The organism is Paenarthrobacter sp. NPDC089307 (assembly GCF_040685055.1).
Classification (GTDB): domain Bacteria; phylum Actinomycetota; class Actinomycetes; order Actinomycetales; family Micrococcaceae; genus Arthrobacter.
The window spans coordinates 425,454-445,778 of sequence record NZ_JBFBHE010000003.1 but is presented as its reverse complement, the minus strand read 5'-3'; the positions used below and the strand labels follow the sequence as shown (position 1 = coordinate 445,778).

Here is a 20,325-nt window from a genome sequence, read left to right as displayed (position 1 = left end):
TTACCCAACCAGGTCGCAGTTGAGGTCGTTTTCAGCGCCCAGAGCGACCCCAACTGCGACCTAGTTGGGTGCGCGGACAACAAAAGAGCCCCGATCCTAAGACCGGGGCTCTTTCGAATGCGTGCGCGAGGGGGGATTTGAACCCCCACACCCTTTCGGATACTGGCACCTGAAGCCAGCGCGTCTGCCGTTCCGCCACTCGCGCGCAACTTCTTTTTCCGGATTCCGCTGGTCTCCCAGCTTCGTTTCCTTCAAAAGCAGCGAGATCAAGCATAACGGACATCCGGAGCAAAACACCAATCGAGCCGTGAGGCGCCCCCGGAAAGGCGGCAAACCCCCTGAAAACCGCGGAACTTCACAAGATTTTCAAACCCCTGGAGCCCCGCCAGCAAGGGCCGGGGCCGAACTTTTCCGGGGCGCAAGGCGTTGTGGATTAAGGTCATTCCCAGTCAGTCCCAGTAGTATCGGGAAGTGGAAGGGCCGTTGGGCACGCACTTTGGCGTGTGCACCGACGGACCACAGGCAGGACTATCGAACCAGGCACGGCAGGTGCCGCGGCAAGGAAAGGAGAAGGAACATGGGTTTGCTGGACAAAGTCGAGCGCGGCATTGAAAAGGCCGTCCGCAACGTCTTCTCCACGGGGTCGCGGGCACGGGTCGAGCCAGTGGAGATCGCGAGCAAGCTGAGGCGGGAACTGGACAACCAGTCCATCACCATCGCCGCCGGCCGTACGCTCGCTCCCAACGTTTTTGATGTCCTGCTCAGCGATGAGGACTTCGCCCGGGCCCAGGAATGGGGAACGCCCCTTGCCGAGGAACTCTGCGACGTCGTCATCCAACACGTTCGCAGCCAGGGCTACACCCTCCAGGGAGCGGTCAGGATCTCCTTCCGTCGCAACGACGAAGAACGCCCGGGCCATTTTGAGATTGCTTCCCGGACCGAGAAATCCTCCGGCGATGCAGCTCCGGCTCCCCAGGCTCCCCGTGCCAACGTTCCCGCCGCACCGGCCCGGCAGCCCACCAGGCTCCAGCCGGTTTTGGACATCAACGGCCAGCGCTACTCGCTCAATGCCCAGAGTGTCGTGCTGGGCCGCTCCTCGGAAGCTGACATTCTGGTGGATGACACGGGCGTTTCACGGAAGCACCTCGAAGTGCGCACCGAACACGGCAGCACATGGGCCGTGGACCTCGGGTCCACGAATGGCAGCTACGTCAACGGACACAAGGTAAACGGCAGCGTGGAGCTCACAGACGGCTCAACCATCACGATGGGACGTACCAAGATTATTTTCCGCCTCCTCCCCCAAACCCCGGGTGGCCACGCGTGAACGATGTCAGCGAACTGACCATAACAGCGCTTCGCTTCGGGTTCCTCCTGTTGCTGTGGATCCTGATCTTCAGCATCGTGTCCACCATGCGCCGCGACTTCCAGATCGGGCGCAAGGCAGTGACCGGGGTTCCCACCGCACGCGAAGTCCGCAAGCACCCCGAATTGGCTGCTTCGCCGCCGCCGGCCATTCAGCATGCCCGCAACCTGGTGGTCACTGAAGGTCCTTTGAAGGGCACCACGGTTCCCCTCGCAGCCAGTCCCATCCTGTTGGGCCGCGCACAGGAAGCCACTTTGGTCCTCGAGGATGACTACGCCTCAGGCCGGCATGCGCGACTGTTCCCGCAGGGCAGCAGGTGGTTCATCGAGGACCTCGGCTCAACCAATGGCACCTACCTCGCCGATCAGCAGCTCACGCGTGCGTTGCCGGTGGAGCTTGGCGTCCCCGTGAGAATCGGCAAGACGGTCATTGAATTGAGGCCATAGTCCATGGCCTCTCCCGAGACCCCCGAGGACAAGGAAAAGCCCGCGGAGCGCCCGTTGATCATGCGCTACGCGGCCCGTTCCGACGTCGGCCGGATCCGCTCCAAGAATGACGACTCCGCGTACGTGGGCCGCCATCTGGCAGTGGTTGCCGATGGCATGGGCGGGCACGCGGGCGGCGATGTCGCCTCGGCTTCGACGGTCCTGGACATGATCCACCTGGATCATGACGACTACCCCGAAGGCGCAGACACCGTCCTCGCGGACGAGATCCAAACCGCCAATTCGCTGCTTTCCGAGCTCGTGCACCAGAATCCCAAGCTATCCGGCATGGGGACAACTGTCACGGCGTTGCTCCTCGAAGACCGCAAGCTCCACTTCGCGCATATCGGCGACTCCCGGGCCTACCGCCTGCGCAACAAGAAGTTCGAGCAGATCAGCGTGGACCACACCTTCGTCCAGCGCTTGATCGATGAGGGACGCCTCCGGCCCGAAGAAGCCGAAACGCATCCGCACAAGAATGTCCTGATGCGTGTGCTCGGCGATGTTGACGCGAGCCCGGAATTGGACCTGGACGTCCTTGACGTCGAACCCGGCGAACGCTGGCTGCTGTGCTCCGATGGCCTGAACTACGTCGCGGGACACGTCGTTGAGCGCATGGTCCGGGAGACCAAGGACCTGCGTGAATGCGCCGAGATCCTTGTAAACCTGACGCTTGAAGCTGGCGCCCCGGACAACGTCACCGTTGTCATGCTGGAGATCGTTGAGGAAACGGTCGACGACGTCAACACGGCCGCCGTCGACGTCGTACCTGCCACGGCGCTTGCCGCCGTCGACGAACCTGAAGCGGTAACGGCCACCAAGTCGCCCGACGAGCCGCCGGCAAAAGAGGCAACTACAGATGCGGAGTCCGCCTCCAAGACGCAGGCTGACCGCCAGCAGCCGTCCAACACGGGCGACCCAACGAAGGAAACCGACGAGGCAGGCGAAGAGGCCGGGGATTCCGAAAAGTCCACCGAGCCACCCGCCACCACCGACCCGCACCTGGGCGAGCACTTGTCCGCCGAGGTCCTCCGCGAAGAACTGGCAAGCCGCCCACACGAGCTGGTGGGCGCCGCCGCCACAGCTGCTGAAACAGGGTCCATTCCCACCGTTGCGGGCCGCACGGTGGCCCGCCGTGCTGCCACAGTCCTCACTCACAAGGCCGAGCAGGACCGCGCGGAAATCGAAGAACCCCCGCGCCGCCGTATCCGTTGGTTGATGCCTGCCGTCGCGGCTGTAGTGGTACTCGGCGTCGTGGTGGGCCTTTGGCTTGGCTACGCATGGACCCAGACCCGCTACTACGTGGGCGAATACGATCAGCGCGTTGCCATCTTCAACGGAATCTCGCAGAGGCTCGGGCCCATCCAGCTTTCCCGGTTGGAGGCCGTCACCGATGTCCGGGTGGATTCGTTGCCTGAGTACGGCCAGCAGAGCGTTCGCCAGACTGTGCCCGCCGGTGACCTTCACGACGCCCAGCTCATCGTGGAGAACCTGAAGCACTACGGCAGCGCCTCCGCCAACTGCCCCAGCCCTACCCCGTCCAGGACTCCGACCGGCACGGCATCTCCGACGCCAACGCCTTCCCCCACAGCTACAGTGCCGATACCCAGCACCGCCGCTGTAGCCAGCCCAACGCCATCGCCCGTTCCGACTCCCTGTGAGGGGGCAAAATGATCCAGACTGACACCGCCCCCAAGCCCCGCAGGAATGTCGAACTTCTGCTCATCGTCCTGGCTCTCGCCGTTGGCATCGGTGCAAGCGCCCTGGTCAGCCTTAACTCCGAGCTGGGCCTGGACAGCGACTTCTGGTTCCAGTCGAGCCTGCTCGCCGTAGCCGCTTTTGCCTTCCACGTGGTCCTGAGGCTCCGCGCGAAGTATGCCGATCCTGTAATACTTCCCATCGTGGTCGCCCTGAACGGCCTGGGCCTGGCCCTGATCCATCGCATGGACGGTCCCGGGGACGATACGGGCAACAACCAGCTTCGCTGGACGCTCATTGCCATGGCCGTGTCCATTGCCGTGATTTGGTTCCTCAAGGACCACCGCATCCTGCGCCGCTTTACATACATTTCCTTGGCAGTCAGCGCCTTGCTGCTGGTTCTTCCCCTTGTTCCCGGCATCTCCGCCGGTGAGGTGTTGGGTGCGAGCGTCTGGATCCGGATCGGCCCCATGACCTTCCAGCCCGGCGAAATAGCCAAGATCACCCTGGCCATATTCTTCGCGGGTTATCTTTCGTCCAACCGGGATCTCATCCTGTTGGCGGGACGGAAGATCGGCCCCATGCAGTTCCCGCGGTTCAAGGACCTCGGCCCGATGATCACGGCCTGGTTGGTCAGCATCGGTGTGCTCGTCTTCCAGCGCGACCTCGGATCGTCCGTCCTGTTCTTCGGCCTTTTCATCGTGATGATCTACGTGGCCACCAGCCGTATCTCCTGGGTGGTCATTGGCCTTGCCCTGATTCTGGGCGGCGGCTTCATCGCCTCGAAGATCTTCTCCCACGTTGCTTTCAGGATCGACAGCTGGATCAACGCGTTCACCCCCGAAGTCTTCGGCAGGTCTCCGGGCGGCAGTGGCCAGATTGTTCAAGGACTGTTCGGCATGGCCGACGGCGGCCTTGTCGGTACCGGGCTTGGCCAAGGCCGGCCTGACCTGGTTCCCTTCGCCAACAGCGACATGATCGTGGCACTCATCGGCGAAGAGCTGGGCCTGATCGGCCTCTTCGCCGTGGTGATGCTGTACCTGCTGCTGTTCACCCGCGGTTTCCGCGCTGCTTTGGGAACGCGGGACGCTTTTGGCAAGCTCCTCGCCTGCGGCCTGTCGTTTGCCATTGCACTGCAATGCTTCGTGGTTATCGGCGGTGTCACCCGGCTCATTCCTTTGACCGGCCTGACCACACCGTTCCTGGCGGCCGGTGGTTCATCGCTGCTGGCCAACTGGATCATCGTGGGCCTGCTGCTGATGATCTCCAATACGGCACGCGGCCCGGTGGACACCACTCCCATGGTCAGCAAGCCACCCACCACCAGCTCCCACAAGACAGTCAAACCTGCAACAGGGCAGACACCAAGCGCACCAACAGAGGCGGTGAAACATCCATGAACCAGGCAATTCGCAGCTCCTGGATGGCCGCCGTCGCCATGTTCGCCCTGATTTTCGGTGCCATCAGCTACGTCCAGGTCATTGGCGCGGACGATCTCAATGCCAACCCCTGGAACCAAAGGGCCATCCTGGCCACATTCTGCAATGAGCGCGGCGCGATCATCGTGGGTGGAAAGCCGGTAGCTGAATCGGTACCCGGAAACGAGTCCTGCGCTTTCCAGCGCTCGTACCCCCAGCCTGAGCTGTACGCCGGAGTTACGGGTTTCTTCTCACGCGGCTTCGGTTCCACCGGCTTGGAACAATCCATGGGCGAAACGCTTGCCGGTAACTCGGACCAGCTGTTCCTGGACCGGATCAGCCAGATGTTCCTTGGCAAGGAGCCCAAGGGCGCCTCCGTGGAATTGACCCTGGATCCTGCCATCCAGAAGCTGGCCTACGACCTCATCCCGGATGGGCAGCGCGGATCGATCGTTGTCACCAACCCGAAGACCGGGGCAATCATTGCCATGGTCTCCAAGCCTTCGTACGATCCGAACCTGATCGCCACCCATGACACCGCAGCTGCCGAGGCGAACATGGCCAAGCTGAACCAGGTCCCGGGCATCAACCTGAACCAGAACGTCAGCGGTCCCACCGGAAACCTGCTCTCGCCGGGCTCGGTTTTCAAGCTTATTGACACTGCGGCGGCATTGAATTCGGGCAAGTACAACAAGGACAGTGAGCTGCCGAACCCCAGCAGCCTCCCGCTTCCCGGTTCCAATGCGAGCCTCCCCAACTATGCCGGCGGTAACTGCAACGTCCGGGAGACGGCGTCGTTCGCCTTTGCCTTGGAGCAGTCCTGCAATACTCCGTTTGCCAGCATTGCGTTGGACCTCGGCCAGGACGCAATCCGTGAGCAGGCCGAGAAGTTCGGTTTTGGCGAGACCTTCGGCGATCAACTCAAGCTCCAGCAGGCCAAGAGCGTTTTCCCCAAGGACCTTGACCAGGCCCAGCTTGCGCAGTCGTCAGTGGGCCAGCGCGACGTCAAGGCGACCCCGCTGCAGATCAACATGATGACGGCGGCCATCGCCAATGGCGGCGTGCAGATGAAGCCAAACCTGGTACAGACAGTTCGCGCTCCGGACCTCCGCGTCATCAGCGAAACCAAGCCCGAAGCCCTCCGCACCAGCACCACGCAGCCCATCGCCAGCCAGATCACCGAGTGGATGACCAGTGCCGTGGACAACGGCATCGCCAAGGGCGCGGCCGTTCCCGGCATCAAGGTGGCCGGCAAGACCGGCACGGCCGAACTCGGTGACTCCGGTTTGAACAACTCTTGGTTTACCGGGTTCGCCCCGGCAAACGACCCGCAAGTAGCCGTCACCATCGTCATGGAACGTGTGGATGTGCTCAGCGGTGCCCAGCTAACCAGTCCGAACGCAAAGAAGATTTTTGAGGCGGTGTTGAATAAGTGAGGCCTACTTCGGGAATCACACTCGGCGGCAGGTTCCAGCTGACCAGTCGCATTGCGATTGGCGGCATGGGCGAGGTCTGGAAGGCCAAGGACCAGATCCTTGGCCGGATCGTGGCCATCAAGGTGCTCAAGGAGGAATACACGGGCGACCCCGGCTTCCTGCAGCGCTTCCGTGCCGAGGCACGCCACACCGCCCTCCTCAACCACGTGGGCATCGCCAACGTCTTCGATTACGGTGAGGAAGCCGGTTCGGCCTACCTGGTGATGGAACTCGTGCCCGGGCACCCCCTGAGCGGTATCCTGGAGCGCGAGCAGGTCCTTTCCCCGGACATGACGCTCTCCATCATCGCCCAGACCGCCCGCGCCCTCGCCGTGGCCCACGCCCAGGGGCTGGTGCACCGCGACATCAAGCCTGGAAACCTGCTGATCACGCCCGACAACCGGGTAAAGGTCACGGACTTCGGCATCGCGCGGCTGGCAGACCAGGTTCCGCTGACGCAGACCGGCCAGGTCATGGGGACCGCCCAGTACCTGGCCCCCGAACAAGCCACTGGCCAGACCGCCACCGGATCCTCGGACATCTACTCCCTGGGCGTCATCGGCTACGAGTGCCTCACCGGCCACCGCCCGTTCTCCGGCGAATCCCAGATCGCCATCGCTTTGGCACAGGTCAACGACGCTCCGCCGCCCCTGCCCGAGACCCTGCCCACGCCCGTGCGCGCGCTGTTGATGTCCATGCTGGCCAAGGATCCCAAGAACCGCCCTGCCAACGCCATCAAGCTGGCCGAAGCAGCCGAGGCCATCCGCAACGGCGACATCGCCACTGCACACGCCGCGGTACCGGGCATGCTGTTGTTCGAAAGCGCAACCGGACCCATCACGGCGCCGGTCAACACCGCAACGGCACCCACCGGCGTCGTCACCTCGCCTTACGGTAAAGAGCAGTCCTCGACGGCGACCTCCGCACTTCCGGTGCTGGGTGCCGGCGCAGCCGGGGCTGCTGTGGGAGCCGCCGCGGCTTCCGCCGACAACCCACTGACGCGTGCCAATGCGCTCGAGGCGGAACGGCAACTCAACGACGACGAAGAAGTCATCTACAGCGATGACGAACGCTATGACGATCCGGAACCGGAACGAAAAAAGCGCAGCCCGTGGACGTGGCCCCTTGTCGCGCTGATCCTGCTGGTCCTGTTCGCCCTCGTTGGTTTCCTGATTTCCCAGTCGGGTTTCTTCTCGCCGAGCCCTGCGCCCAGCCAGTCGACGTCGACCACCCCGAGCCGGTCCTCGACGCCGTCACCCACACAGTCGACGCCGACGCCCACGCCCACGCAGACTTCGGAAAAGCCGACTCCGACGCAGTCGACGCCGCAGAAGATCAACATCATCCCGGAACAGTTCGAAGGACAGCCATTCGAGGCCGTCAGTGCGCAGCTCCGTGCCCTCGGTTTCGGAGTGAACGGCCAGGAGGAGTTCAATCCTGCAGTGGCCGGCACGGTTCTCCGCCTCAATCCCACCGGTCCCGTTGACCCGGGAATCACCATCACAGTGACCTATTCCAAGGGACCCGAAATGGTAGCGGTGCCCAGCATTGGCCCCGGACTCTCGGAGAGCCAAGTGCAAGGTCTCCTGGATGGAGCAGGCCTCAAGTACGTCAGGGGTGAAGACGTCAACGGAGCCATTGGCCAACAGCCCGGCACCTTTGTGCGGTCTTCACCTGCTCCCGGCACTGAGGTACCGGCGGGTTCCACGGTGACCTACTATCTGTCCAAGGAACTGATCCCCACCGATCCCGGTTCCACGAAGGCCAACCCCTCCAGTTCCGCAACCCCAACAGGCCGCTAACCCGCTATGTCTACGTCCCGTCCCGGCCCCGCGCATCGAGAGGAGAGCACGCCTGTGTCTTCACAACGCATCCTCAATGGTCGCTACGAACTCGGTGAGCTGATCGGCCGCGGCGGCATGGCTGACGTGTACAAGGGAACGGACACCCTGCTGGGACGAACCATCGCGGTGAAGGTCCTTCGTGCCGACCTTGCCCGCGATCCCCAGTTCCAGGCCCGTTTCAAACGGGAAGCCCAGGCTGTCGCGGCGCTCAACCACCCCTCCATCGTGGCCATTTTCGACACCGGTGAGTATTCGGTTCCGGGCGGCCCCGGTGAGGACGTTCGTGTTCCGTACATCGTCATGGAGTTCGTCTCGGGCCGCACCCTGAGGGACATGATCAAGGCCAAGGAACTGGGCGTCGAGGATTCCGTGGGCTACACGCTGGGAGTCCTTGCCGCCCTGGAGTACAGCCACAGGGCGGGCATCGTGCACCGCGATATCAAGCCGGCCAACGTCATGGTCTGTGCCGATACCGGTGACGTCAAAGTCATGGACTTCGGCATCGCCCGGGCAATGGCCGATTCTGCGGCGACCATGACGCAGACGCAGGCCGTGGTCGGTACCGCGCAATACCTCTCGCCGGAACAGGCCCGGGGCGAAACCGTGGACGCCCGCAGCGACCTCTACTCGGCCGGATGCCTCCTGTATGAACTGCTGACCAGCAGGCCGCCGTTTGTTGGCGACAGCCCCGTTTCCGTGGCCTACCAGCACGTCCGGGAAACTCCGGACCTCCCCAGTTCCCACAACCCGGAGGTCAGCGAAGCCCTGGACTCTGTGTTGGTCAAGGCGCTGCAGAAGAGCCGAACGGACCGTTTCCAGGATGCAGCAGCCTTCCGGAGGGCCCTCCGGGCCGCAAGCAACGGCATTCCGGTGCCGGCCTTGCCTGCCAGTGAGGCTCCCACGGATCCCAACGACCTCGTGGAAGAGGAAGATCCGGCCACGCAGCTGCTCAGCACAACGGCCGTGGGATTCCTGGATGTCGATCAGTTCAAGGATGAGTCCCTTGAACAAGAACAGCTTGACCAGCCGCACGAAGAACCCCTTCCCTTGGGCCTCCCACCGGAACGTGAGCGGCCCGCGGGCCAGCGGTCCCGGCGTCGTGCTTGGGTTGCCACCTTGGTGATCTTCACGATCCTGGTACTTGCCGGCGGCGGGTTCTGGCTCTACAACCTCATGAATGCCAAGCCGGCCGAACCTGCCAAGGTCGAGGTCCCGGTGGTCGCCAACATGACCGAATCCCAAGCGATCCAGAAACTGTATTCGCTCAAACTGGTGCCGAAGTCGGTACGTGAGCCAAGCGGTACCGTCCCCAAGGACATGGCCATTGGCACCGCGCCCGCTGCTGGTTCGCTGGTGGCCCCGGACGGCGAAGTCGTCCTGAAGGTTTCCAGCGGTCCCAGTTCCGTGACCATTCCGGCGGACATCGTGGGGCGTACCGAAGCGAATGCCACGGACGCCCTCCGGGAGCTGGGCATCACGGGCAAAATCAGCAGTGTCCGGACGCACAGCGCCACCGTGCCCATGGGGCTTGTCATCGGCACAGCTCCGGCACCGGGCGCTCCGATTGCCACCACCTCCAATGTGGAACTGCAGATCTCCTCCGGCAAGGTCCTGATGCCGCAACTCATCGGTCTTCCCCAGACGGAGGCCGAGGCCGCGTTGAAGGCCAACGGCTTGGTCATGGTGGTGGTGGAGCAGGAAAACTCGCAGGTGGAGGCGGGCAAGGTTACCGCCCAGAGCGAGGCGTTCAACAGCGAAGTAGACCAGGGCAAGACGATCACAGTGACCGTTGCCAAGGCTCCGCCGCCGCCCCCAGCACCGACGCCCACCCCGACACCATCAGAAACCCCCACGCCGAAGCCAACTCCGACGTCCACCAAGAAGTAACCCCGCGGCCGAAGCCGCGGGGTCAGGAACCGGTAATTACTGGCAGGCGGTATCTACTGCTTGATCAGGGGGCTCAGCTTGGCGGCGCGCTCGGCGGCACCGGTCATGCCCAAGGACTCGAGCCAGTTACCCAACATCTGGTAACCGCCCTCAGTGAGCACTGATTCCGGGTGGAATTGGACGCCGCACAAGGGAGCGGTCTTGTGCTGAAGGCCCATGACAACGCCGTTTGTGGTCTCCGCCGTGATCTCCAGGACGTCCGGTATGGAGTCGCGGACCGCTGCGAGCGAGTGGTAGCGGGTGGCTGTAACGGGCGAGGGAAGGCCTGCGAAGACACTCTTGCCTTCGTGACGCACCGGTGAAGTCTTGCCGTGCATGAGCTCGGGAGCGTGGGTCACCACTCCGCCATAGGCTTCAGCGAGGGCCTGGTGGCCCAGGCAGACGCCGAACATGGGCTTGGAGGCCTCGCCACACCATTTGATGAGCTCGATGCAGACGCCGGCTTCAGCCGGGGTGCCGGGGCCTGGGGAGACCAGCACGCCGTCCCGCGTTGCTGCCAGTTCTGTGGCCTCGGCAAGCGTCACGTCATCGTTTCGGACCACCGTTGTTTCGGCGCCCAGTTCCTGGAGGTAGCCCACCAGGGTGTAGACAAAGCTGTCGTAGTTATCCACTACCAGGATTTTTGTTGTGCTCATGGTTGCTGCACTAAACCAATCGTTGAGTCAGTCAATGTGGTGAATTGGGAAAACCAGGGGAAGAGGAACTCGACCATCAGTACAAGGGCCACGCCCACAAGTACCAAAGAAGTCAGGATCCGCACCCACAGCGGGCCAGGCAAATTCCGGAAGATCCATGCATACATCTGCTACCCCTTTCCGTGGGTTCGGGCTACTTGGGCGGCGATTTCCGACGGCGGACCCGCTGAAGCAGGTTGCCAACTATCCAGCAGCGAGTAAGCAATGATGCGTTCCTGTGAGCCGAACCGGGGGTTGCAACTGGTCATGGTGAGGACGCTTTCCGTGGGGGTGGCGTCCGGTTGCGTTGGCACGGGAAGCAGCACGTCGGTGCGGTCAGGCAGGACAATCTGGTTGTTCCGGAAAACGTAGGTGTAGTACCCATCCGCGGTTTGGACGTAGATCTTGTCCCCGGGAACCAGGGTGTGGATGTTGTCCAGCACCGCGCCGTGGGTTTGCCTATGGCCCGCCACCGCAAAGTTGCCCGGAGCCCCGGGCATGGACGTACTGCCGTAGTGTCCCAGGCCCAAGGTGTCCAGGACGTCCGAGCCCGTGCCTTCGATGATGGGGCGGGTGTAGTCCTGGCCAAAGCGCGGGATGTACATGATGCCGATGGTTCCACCGTACCCCGGCGCCTTCCCAACCACGGGCGGGCCGTAGTCCACCGGGCCCGCTGGCGCCGCCGGAGCGATCGGTCCGGCGAAGTCCTGGGCGAAGCTCTTGACGGCCTCGGTCTGCTTGGCGTCCGCTTCCACGTTGGTCCACCACAATTCCCAGGCCACGAAGAGGAGCAGGACGACACCCGCGGTAATAAGCAGTTCACCCAGGATCTGGCTGATCTTGCGGATCACATCCGAGGCGCGGCGCTTCTTCCGGGGCCGCAATTCCTCCCCTTGGCTGGCGGACGGCACGGCAGATGCCGCCGTCGTCTGCTGGTGCGCCACAGGGTCTCCTCGTATAGGGCGCGGACGTCGCAGGCGGGTCCCGAGTTGCGGCTAGACTTGACAGCTAGAACCAACCCGGAACGCCGTGTGGCCGTTAACCGCTGGAAATTTCCTTCCTGCAGGATACCAAGGCTGGCTGGAACGGGTATTAACCGAACAGTCCAGGAGGATCCGTGCCCGAGTCCAAGCCCCGCAAGCGGCCAGCCCGCCAGGCCCAACAGACTTCGGCCACGCAGCAGTACAAGCCCAACCCGGTCTGGTACAAGGCCGTAATGTTCGGGTTGATGATCCTCGGTCTTCTCTGGATCATCACGTTCTATATCACCGAAGGCCAGTTCCCGGTCCGCGACTGGGCCTCATGGAACATCGTGGCAGGCTTCGGAATCGCGATTGTCGGCTTCCTGATGACCACACGCTGGCGCTCCTAGGGAACCCGGACCTCACTTTTCAGTGCTCTGCATCGTCTACAGGATATGAGCAACCGGCACACCAGGTTGGATTCCCCACTGGGGCAGTTGACGCTGACTGCCCGTGGGGACTTCTTGACGGGCATCTTCTACGAAGGGCACTGGCATATGCCTCCGCCCGACTACTTTGGAGAGCCGACCACCATCAAGGATCCGGTTTTTGCCCGCACGCAGCGTGAGCTGGAAGAGTACCTGAACGGTCAACGCACCGAATTCGACGTCCCGTTTGAGGCACGCGGGAACACCTTCCAGGAAAGGGTTTGGGCGCGGCTGGAACACATTCCGTTTGGGGAAACTGTCACCTACGGGGAGCTCGCCGCGGAACTGGGAGATCCCAACCTGGCACAGGCGGTTGGCTCCGCAGTGGGCCGGAATCCGGTGAGCATCATTATCCCGTGCCACCGCGTGGTGGGTCGGAATGGCCAGCTCACGGGATATGCAGGCGGGCTCCGGAACAAGCGCTTCCTTTTGGAATTGGAAGAGCCGGCCTCCGTGAGAGAGGGCAAGCTCTTCTAATGGACACCGGACATCCCGCCATCAAGAAACCGTTCGAGGCAGTTGTACAGGAACGCGGTGCAATAGTGCTTCGGGTGTGCCGGGCGATCCTCGGTGTCCACGACGCCGACGACGCTTGGTCCGATACTTTCCTGGCGGCCCTTCAGGCCTATCCTGATCTCCCCATCGGCGCCAACGTAGAGGCGTGGCTGGTCACCATCGCCCACCGCAAGTGCATTGACCATCTGCGTGCGGGAGCGCGACGAGCCCTCCCTGTGGATCTCCCTCCCGAACAACCGACCAGCCTGGGTCTTCCAGGCGACAGGGACACCGAGCTTCTCGACGCCGTCGCCAAGCTGCCTCCGAGGCAGCGCCAGGCCGTGGCGTACCACTACTTCGCCGGACTCCCTTACAAGGAGATCGGCGCCCTTCTGGGCAGTTCCCCGGAGGCCGCCCGCCGCGCTGGTGCGGATGGCGTCAAAGCCCTGCGGGCGTCCATTCAAGCCCCCGGTTCGCTGGTCCATTCATCGTCGAAAGGTGAAATCCAATGACCCACGAAGTCAATCCCGGGGATGCCGGTGTCTTGTCTCTCCTGGAGCCGCTGGATGTCGGGCTTGAGCCAGCGCTTGCCGGTCTGCACGCCCGGCTGGCCCGCGACGCACAGCTGACCCACACGCTGGATATTGCCTACCGGACAGTGGATTCGCCGGTAGGGAAGCTCCTTCTGGCGGCCACGGACCGTGGAATCATCCGGGTGGCTTTTGAACTGGAGAACCACGAGTCCGTACTGCAACTGCTGGCGGACACGGTGAGCCCACGCGTCCTCGAAGCGCCCACGCGCTTGGACGACGCAGCGCGGGAACTCGAAGAGTATTTCGCAGGCAAGCGCAAGGAGTTCGATCTCCTCCTCGATTTCCGGCTGTCCCGCGGCTTCCGGCTGAACGTCCTCCGCCATTTGCCCAGGATTCCGTATGGCAACACCGCGAGTTATGCACAGGTTGCCCAGGCGGCAGGCAGCCCCAATGCGGTCCGCGCTGTGGGGACCGCTTGCGCCACCAACCCGCTGCCCGTGATTGTTCCGTGCCACCGAGTGGTCAAGTCCGATGGCACTTTTGGTGGCTACCTTGGTGGGCCAGAGGCCAAACGCGCGTTGCTCACGCTGGAGGCAGCTGCGTGAGCGACGACGCACTCTTCCCGCTGGAGCTGGTTCAGCCGGAAAACCACGACGCCGGTCCCCGCCTTGTGCGGCCCGGCGCGGTTCATGTGCCTGGTTGGCTGACCTTGGAGCAGCAGCGGTGGATTGTGGACCGTTTTGGCGAATGGACCCAGGGGCCTGTTCCGCTGAGGGCCGCCACCCTTCCGGGCGGGCACCAGATGTCCGTGCGAACCGTCTGCCTGGGCTGGCATTGGCAGCCGTACCGCTACACACGGACGGCTGCCGACGTCAACGGGCAAGCTGTCCTCGATTTCCCGGACTGGATGGCCCGCCTGGGGCAAAAGGCAGTTGCGGCCGCTTACTCGGCGGACATTGGCGTTGAAGAGTCCCTGGCCGGCCTTTCCAGCGGCTACGCACCCGATGCCGCCCTGGTTAACTACTACGACGACGGCGCTGCCATGGGGATGCACCAGGACAAGGATGAGAAATCCAACGCTCCCGTAGTGTCCCTCAGCATCGGCGACACCTGCATTTTCCGGTTCGGCAACACCCAGACGCGCACAAAGCCCTACACGGACGTGGAACTACGTTCCGGTGACCTCTTTGTCTTCGGAGGTCCTTCCAGGTTTGCCTATCACGGCATTCCCAAGGTGCTCCCTGGAACGGCTCCTGATGGCTGCGGCCTCGGCCGTGGACGCATCAACATCACCATGCGCGTCACGGGTTTGCCGTAGGCCGGGGAATCCGGGAAACCTGACTCCTTGCGGCCCGGGTGTTAATGTCACAGGAGCCGGGCAGAATATCTCCGGCAGTTACGTACATGGCTGGCGCTGAGGCAGCCCGGTCCTCGGAGGAGTAGGCATGACCCCGGATAACGGCACCATCATTGGACCAGACGGCCTGGCGCGCCCCTCGTGGGCTGCCTCTGATCCACTGATGCAGGCCTATTACGATCACGAGTGGGGAATGCCTGTTCGCGATGAACAGGGCATGTACGAGCGAATCAGCCTGGAAGGGTTCCAGGCCGGTCTCTCGTGGGCCACCATCCTCAGGAAGCGCGAAGCATTCAGGAAGGCATTCCTCGATTTCCACCCGGAAAGTGTCGCCGCTTTCACCGAGTCCGACGTCGAACGCCTCATGCTTGATGCCGGCATCGTACGCAACCGCCTGAAGATCCGTGCCGCAATCACCAACGCCAAGGCCACTATTGCCTTGCGCGATGAAGGCGGACTGGTGGACTTCGTGTGGTCCTTCCAGCCGGAGAGCACACCGGCGCCGCGCAGCCTGGCCGATATCCCCACCACCTCCCCGGAATCAATTGCCCTCTCCAAAGCATTAAGGAAGAAGGGTTTCGCTTTCGTCGGCCCCACCACCATGTACGCCCTGATGGAAGCCGTTGGCATCATCGATACCCACTTGGTGGACAGCCATCGGCGCGGAACTTCGGGAGTCTGGTCCTAGTCCACAGTTCCTATCCACAGAAGTGCGTAACTTTATCCACAAGCGTGGATAACTTCTGTGGACATCCATGTACTTCAGGCCCGAATCGGCGTCATGCCGCCAGTATTGCCCCGGCAACCCGGAGGGCATACTTATACCCACTGTGCACGGCTCTGTGGATAGTGGCCGAAGGTTCACCGAATATTCAACGCACCAGGATTGTCGGCTTTGCCGAAGACGGTCCTGTCGAAGCCGGCCTGGCCCGGTTGGCTGACGATTGGCTGGCGAAGTACACCACGCCCCGGACGCCTAAGGGGCCACAGGTTACCCACTTAACAACAACCCCCTACCCACAAGTTATCCACAGGTGGGGAAAACTTGTGGGTTTCACCATGGGAATCCCTGCCATGCCGCCGATCGAGCGGTGTGAAGAACGGTGAACTACACGTATGTAAGTTAATAACATTGTTGATAAGCCTGTTGATAGCCGACGTTGTGCACGGCGATTAACAGGGTTGTCCACAGAAGCCCCAAAACCAGCCTTCTTGTCCACATATTTGGGCATGACGGGGACAAAGTTATCCACAGGTGTGGAAAAATCCATGCCTTTCGGGGGATATCTACGGCCCTGAGGGCTGCAATGACGGAAAACCCGAATAACTACACACCTGTAAGTTACTCACAGTGTGGATAACGGCTGTGGATAACAAGGGCTCACGCGGGTGGAGCCTTGAACGGCCAGAGCTTACGGTGGTCCCATGAAAAGCGACTTCAAGAAGCTGATACCCACGTACACGGCGCGTAGGGGCGTGTTCGCCGTGGTTACCGTCCCACCCATCCAGTATTTGATGATCGATGGCAAGGGCGATCCCAATACATCCCAGTCATACCGGGACGCGCTGTCCACCCTGTATCCCGTTGCCTACAAGCTCAAGTTCTTCAGCAAGGGCGAGCTCGGCCGCGACTACGGCGTCATGCCGCTGGAGGCCCTCTGGTGGGCTGATGACATGGATGCCTTCACCAGTGCCAGGGATAAATCACTCTGGGACTGGACACTCATGAACATGGTCCCGGATTGGATCACTCAGGAGCATGTGGAAGAAGCAGCCGCAGTGGTGGCCAGGAAGGGGGAGGCCCCGGCACTAGCGGCACTCCGGTTGGAGAGCATGGAGGAGGGATTGTGCGTGCAGACACTTCACGTTGGGCCCTACGACGACGAAGGACCGGTTCTTGAAGAGATGCACCACAGCTTCATACCGGAGCAGTCACTGTCCATGACGGGCAGGCATCATGAGATCTACTTGGGTGATCCCCGGCGCACTGCCCCGGAAAAACTCAGGACTATCCTGCGGCAGCCAGTCAGCCGGCAGTGACGCGGAACCAGGTGACTACGGCCAGCAAACCGGCCACCAGGACAAGTCCACCAGCCTGGAGCAGGGCCTGGTTCTTGCCGCGGGGAGCATAGGCAATCGCGGCAGCAGCAAGGCCACCCGTAATCAGTCCGCCCAAGTGCGCCTGCCAGGCGATGCTGGGGACGAAGAAACCAATGGCACCGTTGATGGCGATCAGGATCCACAGTTGCCGGGTGTCTCCGCCCCGATGGCGTTGCACCACCAGCATCGCCCCGAAAAGGCCGAAGATCGCACCGGACGCGCCCACCACCCCGACCATGGGGGAGTCAGGGGTCAACAGAAGGTAGCCCACCGAACCACCCACGGCGGAGATGAGATACACAGCCAGGAAACGGATACGCCCGAGCAGCGGCTCGAGGGCCTGTCCGAAGATCCACAGCGTGTACATGTTCAGCACGATGTGAAGCAGGAATCCTTGGGAATGCAGGAATGCTGCCGTGAGCATCCGCCATGGTTCGGCGGCGGCAAGCACATTGGCGAATGCGAAATCCTGGAAGATGACGTCACCAGGCACGATCCACTGAAGGATGTAGACCAGGACGCAGAGCCCGATAAGCGTGAACGTCACCAAAGGCCGGCCCACGGCCAAGGCGCCGCCGTACGGAGACCGGTAGGCCGGCGTCGTACGTTGTTGTTCGTTGACGCAGTCAACGCATTGGAACCCGACGGCGGCCGTCCGCTGGCACTCGGGGCACGCGGGGCGCCCGCAACGCTGGCACCGCACATAGGAGGGCCTGTCCGGATGCCTGGGGCATACCGGAATATCAGCGGACGGCTCTGCCGACGGAATTCCGTAACTCATGAATTCAGCTTCAGTGAGTGATTAGAGCTGTTCGATGTCGATGCTGTTGATGACGACATCTTCAACGGGACGGTCGCCCATGCCGGTGCGGACTGCCTCGATGGCGTCCACTACCTTGCGGGATTCTTCATCCGTGACCTCACCGAAGATGCTGTGCTTGCCGAACAGCCAGTCGGTGTTGACCGTGGTGATGAAGAACTGTGACCCGTTGGTGCCCTTGCCCATCTGGATACCGGCGTTTGCCATGGCCAGCTTGTACGGGGCGTTGAAGTTCAGTTCCGGGTGGATTTCGTCGTCGAACTGGTAGCCGGGGCCACCGACGCCGCGGCCCAGGGGATCGCCGCCCTGGATCATGAAGTCCTTGATGATGCGGTGGAAGATGGTGCCGTCGTACAGGGGAGTTCCGGTCTTGTCCTCGCCGGTTTCCGGGTGCGTCCAGGACTTTTCACCCGTGGCCAAGCCAATGAAGTTGGCTACCGTCTTGGGCGCGTGGTTGCCGAAGAGGTCAACCTTGATGTCGCCGAGGGTAGTGTGGATCGTTGCTTTTGCTGTTGCGATGGTCATATGGCCATTCTTCCATGCAGGGTCAACGCCATTGCAGTTGTAAAGCCGGTTCCGCGCTCGGTGAAATCCGGGACGAATCGGGCAGATGAATAGCCGGTGTTCCCCAAGCGACGTAGGCTAGCAACAAACGAGCACGTGTATCGGGAGGTAGTTGTGAAGAAAACAGACCGTATTGCCCGCGAACTCGAACAATCCGTTGCGGTTGGTGTGGATAACGCCCGCGACTGGGCTGCGCCCCGCGTGGAAGCAGCCGTCAACTGGGCTGTTCCGCGTATCCAGCACGGCATTGACAGCGCTTCCCCCAAGATCCAAGAGGGGCTGAAGTCCGCAGCGCACAACCTCGCCGACGGCGTGGCAGTAGTTACGCCGCGGATTCAGGATGGATTGGCGCAGCTCGCGCCCAAGATCCACGATGTCGTCGAGGACGCAACGCCCAGGATCCAGGAGACGCTCAACAAGGCAACTCCAGCGCTTGGCATTGCACGGGACAAAGTAGTGGAAGAGTACCTTCCCAAGCTGTCCGAACAGTTGGGGCAGGCTTCCGTGGCTGTTCACCATGTTTTGGAGAATGCGCCCGCCCAGGTTGATGCGGTCGCGCAGAAGCTTGTGGATTCAGGCGTGGTGCACAGCGTCCAGGAGCAGGCACAGGCCAAGGGCAAGCAGCTCAAGGCTGTGGCGGACGAAGCCACCAAGGCTGTTTCCACGAAGTTGGGCAAGGAACCCAAGCCCAAGAAGCGTGGCTGGCTGATTGTCACGGTCATCGCCGCAGCCGCTGCCGCCGGCGTTGCCGCGTGGAAGGCTTCCAAACCGGTTGAGGACCCGTGGAAGACCCCTTCACCGGTCACCCCGACCCCGGTTCCGGCTACGCCCGCACCTGCCGCCGCACCGGCCGACGCCGCCGCATCCGCCACGGCCGCAGAAGCGACCAAGCCCAGCGGTACGGATATCTCGCCGGAGGAGGCAGCCGCGGAAGCCGAGCAGGCCACCAAGGACGCATTCAAGAACGTCGAGGACTCCACGGGCAAGGTAGCAACCGACGCCAAGACGGCCGTCAAGAACATTGCAGCGAGCCTGAACAAGGACACCGACGGCGCAGAGAGTGACGCCAAGGGTACGAACAGCTAATCGCTTTCCGTCCACATTCAGTTTCACCGTTGAAGGGACTCCGGCAGCCGCCGGGGTCCCTTCAGTGTTTGCCGGCTTGTAACCAAAGCCTCCGTCAGGGGCAAGGGGACGGGTGTTAGATTTGATGGGATGTCAGCCGATAGACCCTTGACGGGTGCCCTTCAGGATGCCCCGGAGCCCCCGGGAGTTTCCATTGTCATCCCGGCGTATAACGAAGAAAGCGTCATCCGCCAGTGCCTCATCGCTGCCATTTACCAGTCGGTGCCTGCCCACGAGATCATCGTTGTGGACAATCTGTCCAAGGACCGCACCGCCCGTATCGTGCGCCAGATGCAGCAGGAATATCCTGAGAGCCCCATCATTCTTCTGCGGCAGGACGCTGCCCAGGGCCTCATCCCGACCCGCAACCACGGGCTGAACAGCGCCACCGGGGACGTGGTGGGCCGCATCGACGCCGACTCCGTCCTGGAACCGGATTGGGTTGAACAGGTCCAGAAGGCGTTCATGGACTCTTCGGTAGCTGCTGCGACGGGCCCGGTGGTCTACTATGACATGCCCATGCGCCGGTTCGGACTCAAGGCGGATGACAAGATGCGGCAGCTCATGCTGCGCCTGGCCAAGCACCAGTACCACTTCCTGTTCGGCTCCAACATGGCCCTGCGCCGCACCGCCTGGGAAACCATCCGCGACGAGGCGTGCCTGGACGAAAAAGATGAGATGCACGAGGACATCGATCTCTCGCTGCATCTCTTTGAACACGATCTCAAAGTCCAGTACGTGCCACAAATGGTCTCCGGCATGTCTGCCCGCAGGCTCGAGGATTCGCCGCGGGACTACCGGTACTACGTCCAGCGCTTCGACCGGACGTACAAGGCGCACAACGTCAAGAAAATGGCGTTGAAGGCCCCCATGGTGGTGTTCTTCTCGGTGTATTTCCCCGCCAAACTGCTCCGTGCCATCCACACGGCCAACTCGGCACAGGGCGCCCGCCGCGGCGGCGTCTGACCCACCGT

At 62.4% G+C, this 20,325-nt stretch carries 20 protein-coding genes and 1 tRNA gene; 16 read left to right on the top strand and 5 right to left on the bottom strand.

Annotated elements, in window-relative coordinates; genetic code table 11:
* Positions 1-122: 122 nt before the first annotated feature.
* A tRNA-Leu gene (locus AB0N72_RS09660) sits at positions 123-205 on the bottom strand.
* A gap of 372 nt (positions 206-577) precedes the next feature.
* Between AB0N72_RS09660 and AB0N72_RS09655 the strand changes: the two genes are divergently transcribed.
* The 7 genes from AB0N72_RS09655 to pknB are packed head-to-tail and all read left to right on the top strand — an operon-like array spanning position 578 to position 10,173.
* The gene (locus AB0N72_RS09655; protein ID WP_363932389.1) at positions 578-1,327 is read left to right on the top strand and encodes a DUF3662 and FHA domain-containing protein; all 750 of its coding nucleotides are present in this window, start codon (positions 578-580) and stop codon (positions 1,325-1,327) included.
* Positions 1,324-1,812 (top strand): FHA domain-containing protein, encoded by a 489-nt coding sequence (locus tag AB0N72_RS09650; protein ID WP_363932387.1) that lies wholly within the window; start codon positions 1,324-1,326, stop codon positions 1,810-1,812. Before AB0N72_RS09655 ends, AB0N72_RS09650 begins: the two co-directional genes overlap by 4 nt.
* A gap of 3 nt (positions 1,813-1,815) precedes the next feature.
* Complete coding sequence (locus AB0N72_RS09645) at positions 1,816-3,525, top strand: protein phosphatase 2C domain-containing protein (RefSeq protein ID WP_363932385.1); 1,710 nt, start codon at positions 1,816-1,818, stop codon at positions 3,523-3,525.
* On the top strand, positions 3,522-4,949 hold the full coding sequence (locus tag AB0N72_RS09640; protein WP_363932383.1) for an FtsW/RodA/SpoVE family cell cycle protein: 1,428 nt from the start codon (positions 3,522-3,524) through the stop codon (positions 4,947-4,949). Before AB0N72_RS09645 ends, AB0N72_RS09640 begins: the two co-directional genes overlap by 4 nt.
* Positions 4,946-6,403 (top strand): penicillin-binding transpeptidase domain-containing protein, encoded by a 1,458-nt coding sequence (locus AB0N72_RS09635; RefSeq protein ID WP_363932381.1) that lies wholly within the window; start codon positions 4,946-4,948, stop codon positions 6,401-6,403. Before AB0N72_RS09640 ends, AB0N72_RS09635 begins: the two co-directional genes overlap by 4 nt.
* A complete protein-coding gene (locus AB0N72_RS09630; RefSeq protein ID WP_363932380.1) occupies positions 6,400-8,244 on the top strand; it encodes a protein kinase in 1,845 nt (614 codons plus the stop codon). Before AB0N72_RS09635 ends, AB0N72_RS09630 begins: the two co-directional genes overlap by 4 nt.
* Before the next feature lie 6 nt (positions 8,245-8,250).
* Positions 8,251-10,173, top strand: coding sequence for a Stk1 family PASTA domain-containing Ser/Thr kinase (pknB, locus tag AB0N72_RS09625; RefSeq protein WP_363932378.1), 1,923 nt, complete (start codon positions 8,251-8,253; stop codon positions 10,171-10,173).
* A 53-nt stretch (positions 10,174-10,226) separates the two neighbouring features.
* Here pknB and AB0N72_RS09620 read toward each other — a convergent pair whose 3' ends face one another.
* On the bottom strand, positions 10,227-10,868 hold the full coding sequence (locus AB0N72_RS09620) for an aminodeoxychorismate/anthranilate synthase component II (protein WP_363932375.1): 642 nt from the start codon (positions 10,866-10,868) through the stop codon (positions 10,227-10,229).
* A 170-nt stretch (positions 10,869-11,038) separates the two neighbouring features.
* Positions 11,039-11,866 (bottom strand): class E sortase, encoded by an 828-nt coding sequence (locus AB0N72_RS09615; RefSeq protein WP_363932644.1) that lies wholly within the window; start codon positions 11,864-11,866, stop codon positions 11,039-11,041.
* Positions 11,867-12,024: 158 nt separating this feature from the next.
* Between AB0N72_RS09615 and AB0N72_RS09610 the strand changes: the two genes are divergently transcribed.
* From AB0N72_RS09610 to AB0N72_RS09580, 7 genes are all read left to right on the top strand, one after another.
* Complete coding sequence (locus AB0N72_RS09610; RefSeq protein ID WP_281451310.1) at positions 12,025-12,279, top strand: cell division protein CrgA; 255 nt, start codon at positions 12,025-12,027, stop codon at positions 12,277-12,279.
* Positions 12,280-12,324: 45 nt separating this feature from the next.
* Positions 12,325-12,834, top strand: coding sequence for a methylated-DNA--[protein]-cysteine S-methyltransferase (locus AB0N72_RS09605; protein WP_363932372.1), 510 nt, complete (start codon positions 12,325-12,327; stop codon positions 12,832-12,834).
* Complete coding sequence (locus tag AB0N72_RS09600) at positions 12,834-13,364, top strand: RNA polymerase sigma factor (RefSeq protein ID WP_363932371.1); 531 nt, start codon at positions 12,834-12,836, stop codon at positions 13,362-13,364. Before AB0N72_RS09605 ends, AB0N72_RS09600 begins: the two co-directional genes overlap by 1 nt.
* On the top strand, positions 13,361-13,990 hold the full coding sequence (locus AB0N72_RS09595) for a methylated-DNA--[protein]-cysteine S-methyltransferase (RefSeq protein WP_363932369.1): 630 nt from the start codon (positions 13,361-13,363) through the stop codon (positions 13,988-13,990). Before AB0N72_RS09600 ends, AB0N72_RS09595 begins: the two co-directional genes overlap by 4 nt.
* Positions 13,987-14,703, top strand: coding sequence for an alpha-ketoglutarate-dependent dioxygenase AlkB (locus AB0N72_RS09590; RefSeq protein WP_363932366.1), 717 nt, complete (start codon positions 13,987-13,989; stop codon positions 14,701-14,703). Before AB0N72_RS09595 ends, AB0N72_RS09590 begins: the two co-directional genes overlap by 4 nt.
* 127 nt (positions 14,704-14,830) lie before the next feature.
* A complete protein-coding gene (locus AB0N72_RS09585; protein WP_363932363.1) occupies positions 14,831-15,430 on the top strand; it encodes a DNA-3-methyladenine glycosylase I in 600 nt (199 codons plus the stop codon).
* A gap of 737 nt (positions 15,431-16,167) precedes the next feature.
* A complete protein-coding gene (locus AB0N72_RS09580; RefSeq protein WP_363932362.1) occupies positions 16,168-16,782 on the top strand; it encodes a GyrI-like domain-containing protein in 615 nt (204 codons plus the stop codon).
* Here the strand turns inward: AB0N72_RS09580 and AB0N72_RS09575 are convergent.
* Entirely contained in the window at positions 16,769-17,623 is an 855-nt protein-coding gene (locus AB0N72_RS09575; RefSeq protein WP_363932360.1) for a rhomboid family intramembrane serine protease, read from the bottom strand. The two genes, AB0N72_RS09580 and AB0N72_RS09575, sit on opposite strands and share 14 nt — an antisense overlap.
* A gap of 21 nt (positions 17,624-17,644) precedes the next feature.
* Complete coding sequence (locus AB0N72_RS09570; RefSeq protein ID WP_363932359.1) at positions 17,645-18,187, bottom strand: peptidylprolyl isomerase; 543 nt, start codon at positions 18,185-18,187, stop codon at positions 17,645-17,647.
* 153 nt (positions 18,188-18,340) lie between these two features.
* Here AB0N72_RS09570 and AB0N72_RS09565 point away from each other — a divergent pair, with 153 nt between their 5' ends.
* Positions 18,341-19,312, top strand: coding sequence for a hypothetical protein (locus AB0N72_RS09565; protein ID WP_363932356.1), 972 nt, complete (start codon positions 18,341-18,343; stop codon positions 19,310-19,312).
* A 129-nt stretch (positions 19,313-19,441) separates the two neighbouring features.
* On the top strand, positions 19,442-20,317 hold the full coding sequence (locus AB0N72_RS09560; protein ID WP_363932354.1) for a glycosyltransferase family 2 protein: 876 nt from the start codon (positions 19,442-19,444) through the stop codon (positions 20,315-20,317).
* Positions 20,318-20,325 lie beyond the last annotated feature (8 nt).

Excerpts from the sequence above, each read along its gene's own strand:
- AB0N72_RS09655 (WP_363932389.1), top strand. The coding sequence starts at position 578 with ATGGGTTTGCTGGACAAAGTCGAGCGCGGCATTGAAAAGGCCGTCCGC.
- AB0N72_RS09645 (WP_363932385.1), top strand. The coding sequence starts at position 1,816 with ATGGCCTCTCCCGAGACCCCCGAGGACAAGGAAAAGCCCGCGGAGCGC.
- AB0N72_RS09640 (WP_363932383.1), top strand. The coding sequence starts at position 3,522 with ATGATCCAGACTGACACCGCCCCCAAGCCCCGCAGGAATGTCGAACTT.
- AB0N72_RS09635 (WP_363932381.1), top strand. The coding sequence starts at position 4,946 with ATGAACCAGGCAATTCGCAGCTCCTGGATGGCCGCCGTCGCCATGTTC.
- pknB (WP_363932378.1), top strand. The coding sequence starts at position 8,251 with ATGTCTACGTCCCGTCCCGGCCCCGCGCATCGAGAGGAGAGCACGCCT.
- AB0N72_RS09620 (WP_363932375.1), bottom strand. The coding sequence starts at position 10,868 with ATGAGCACAACAAAAATCCTGGTAGTGGATAACTACGACAGCTTTGTC.
- AB0N72_RS09605 (WP_363932372.1), top strand. The coding sequence starts at position 12,325 with ATGAGCAACCGGCACACCAGGTTGGATTCCCCACTGGGGCAGTTGACG.
- AB0N72_RS09600 (WP_363932371.1), top strand. The coding sequence starts at position 12,834 with ATGGACACCGGACATCCCGCCATCAAGAAACCGTTCGAGGCAGTTGTA.
- AB0N72_RS09595 (WP_363932369.1), top strand. The coding sequence starts at position 13,361 with ATGACCCACGAAGTCAATCCCGGGGATGCCGGTGTCTTGTCTCTCCTG.
- AB0N72_RS09585 (WP_363932363.1), top strand. The coding sequence starts at position 14,831 with ATGACCCCGGATAACGGCACCATCATTGGACCAGACGGCCTGGCGCGC.
- AB0N72_RS09580 (WP_363932362.1), top strand. The coding sequence starts at position 16,168 with ATGAAAAGCGACTTCAAGAAGCTGATACCCACGTACACGGCGCGTAGG.
- AB0N72_RS09575 (WP_363932360.1), bottom strand. The coding sequence starts at position 17,623 with ATGAGTTACGGAATTCCGTCGGCAGAGCCGTCCGCTGATATTCCGGTA.
- AB0N72_RS09570 (WP_363932359.1), bottom strand. The coding sequence starts at position 18,187 with ATGACCATCGCAACAGCAAAAGCAACGATCCACACTACCCTCGGCGAC.
- AB0N72_RS09560 (WP_363932354.1), top strand. The coding sequence starts at position 19,442 with ATGTCAGCCGATAGACCCTTGACGGGTGCCCTTCAGGATGCCCCGGAG.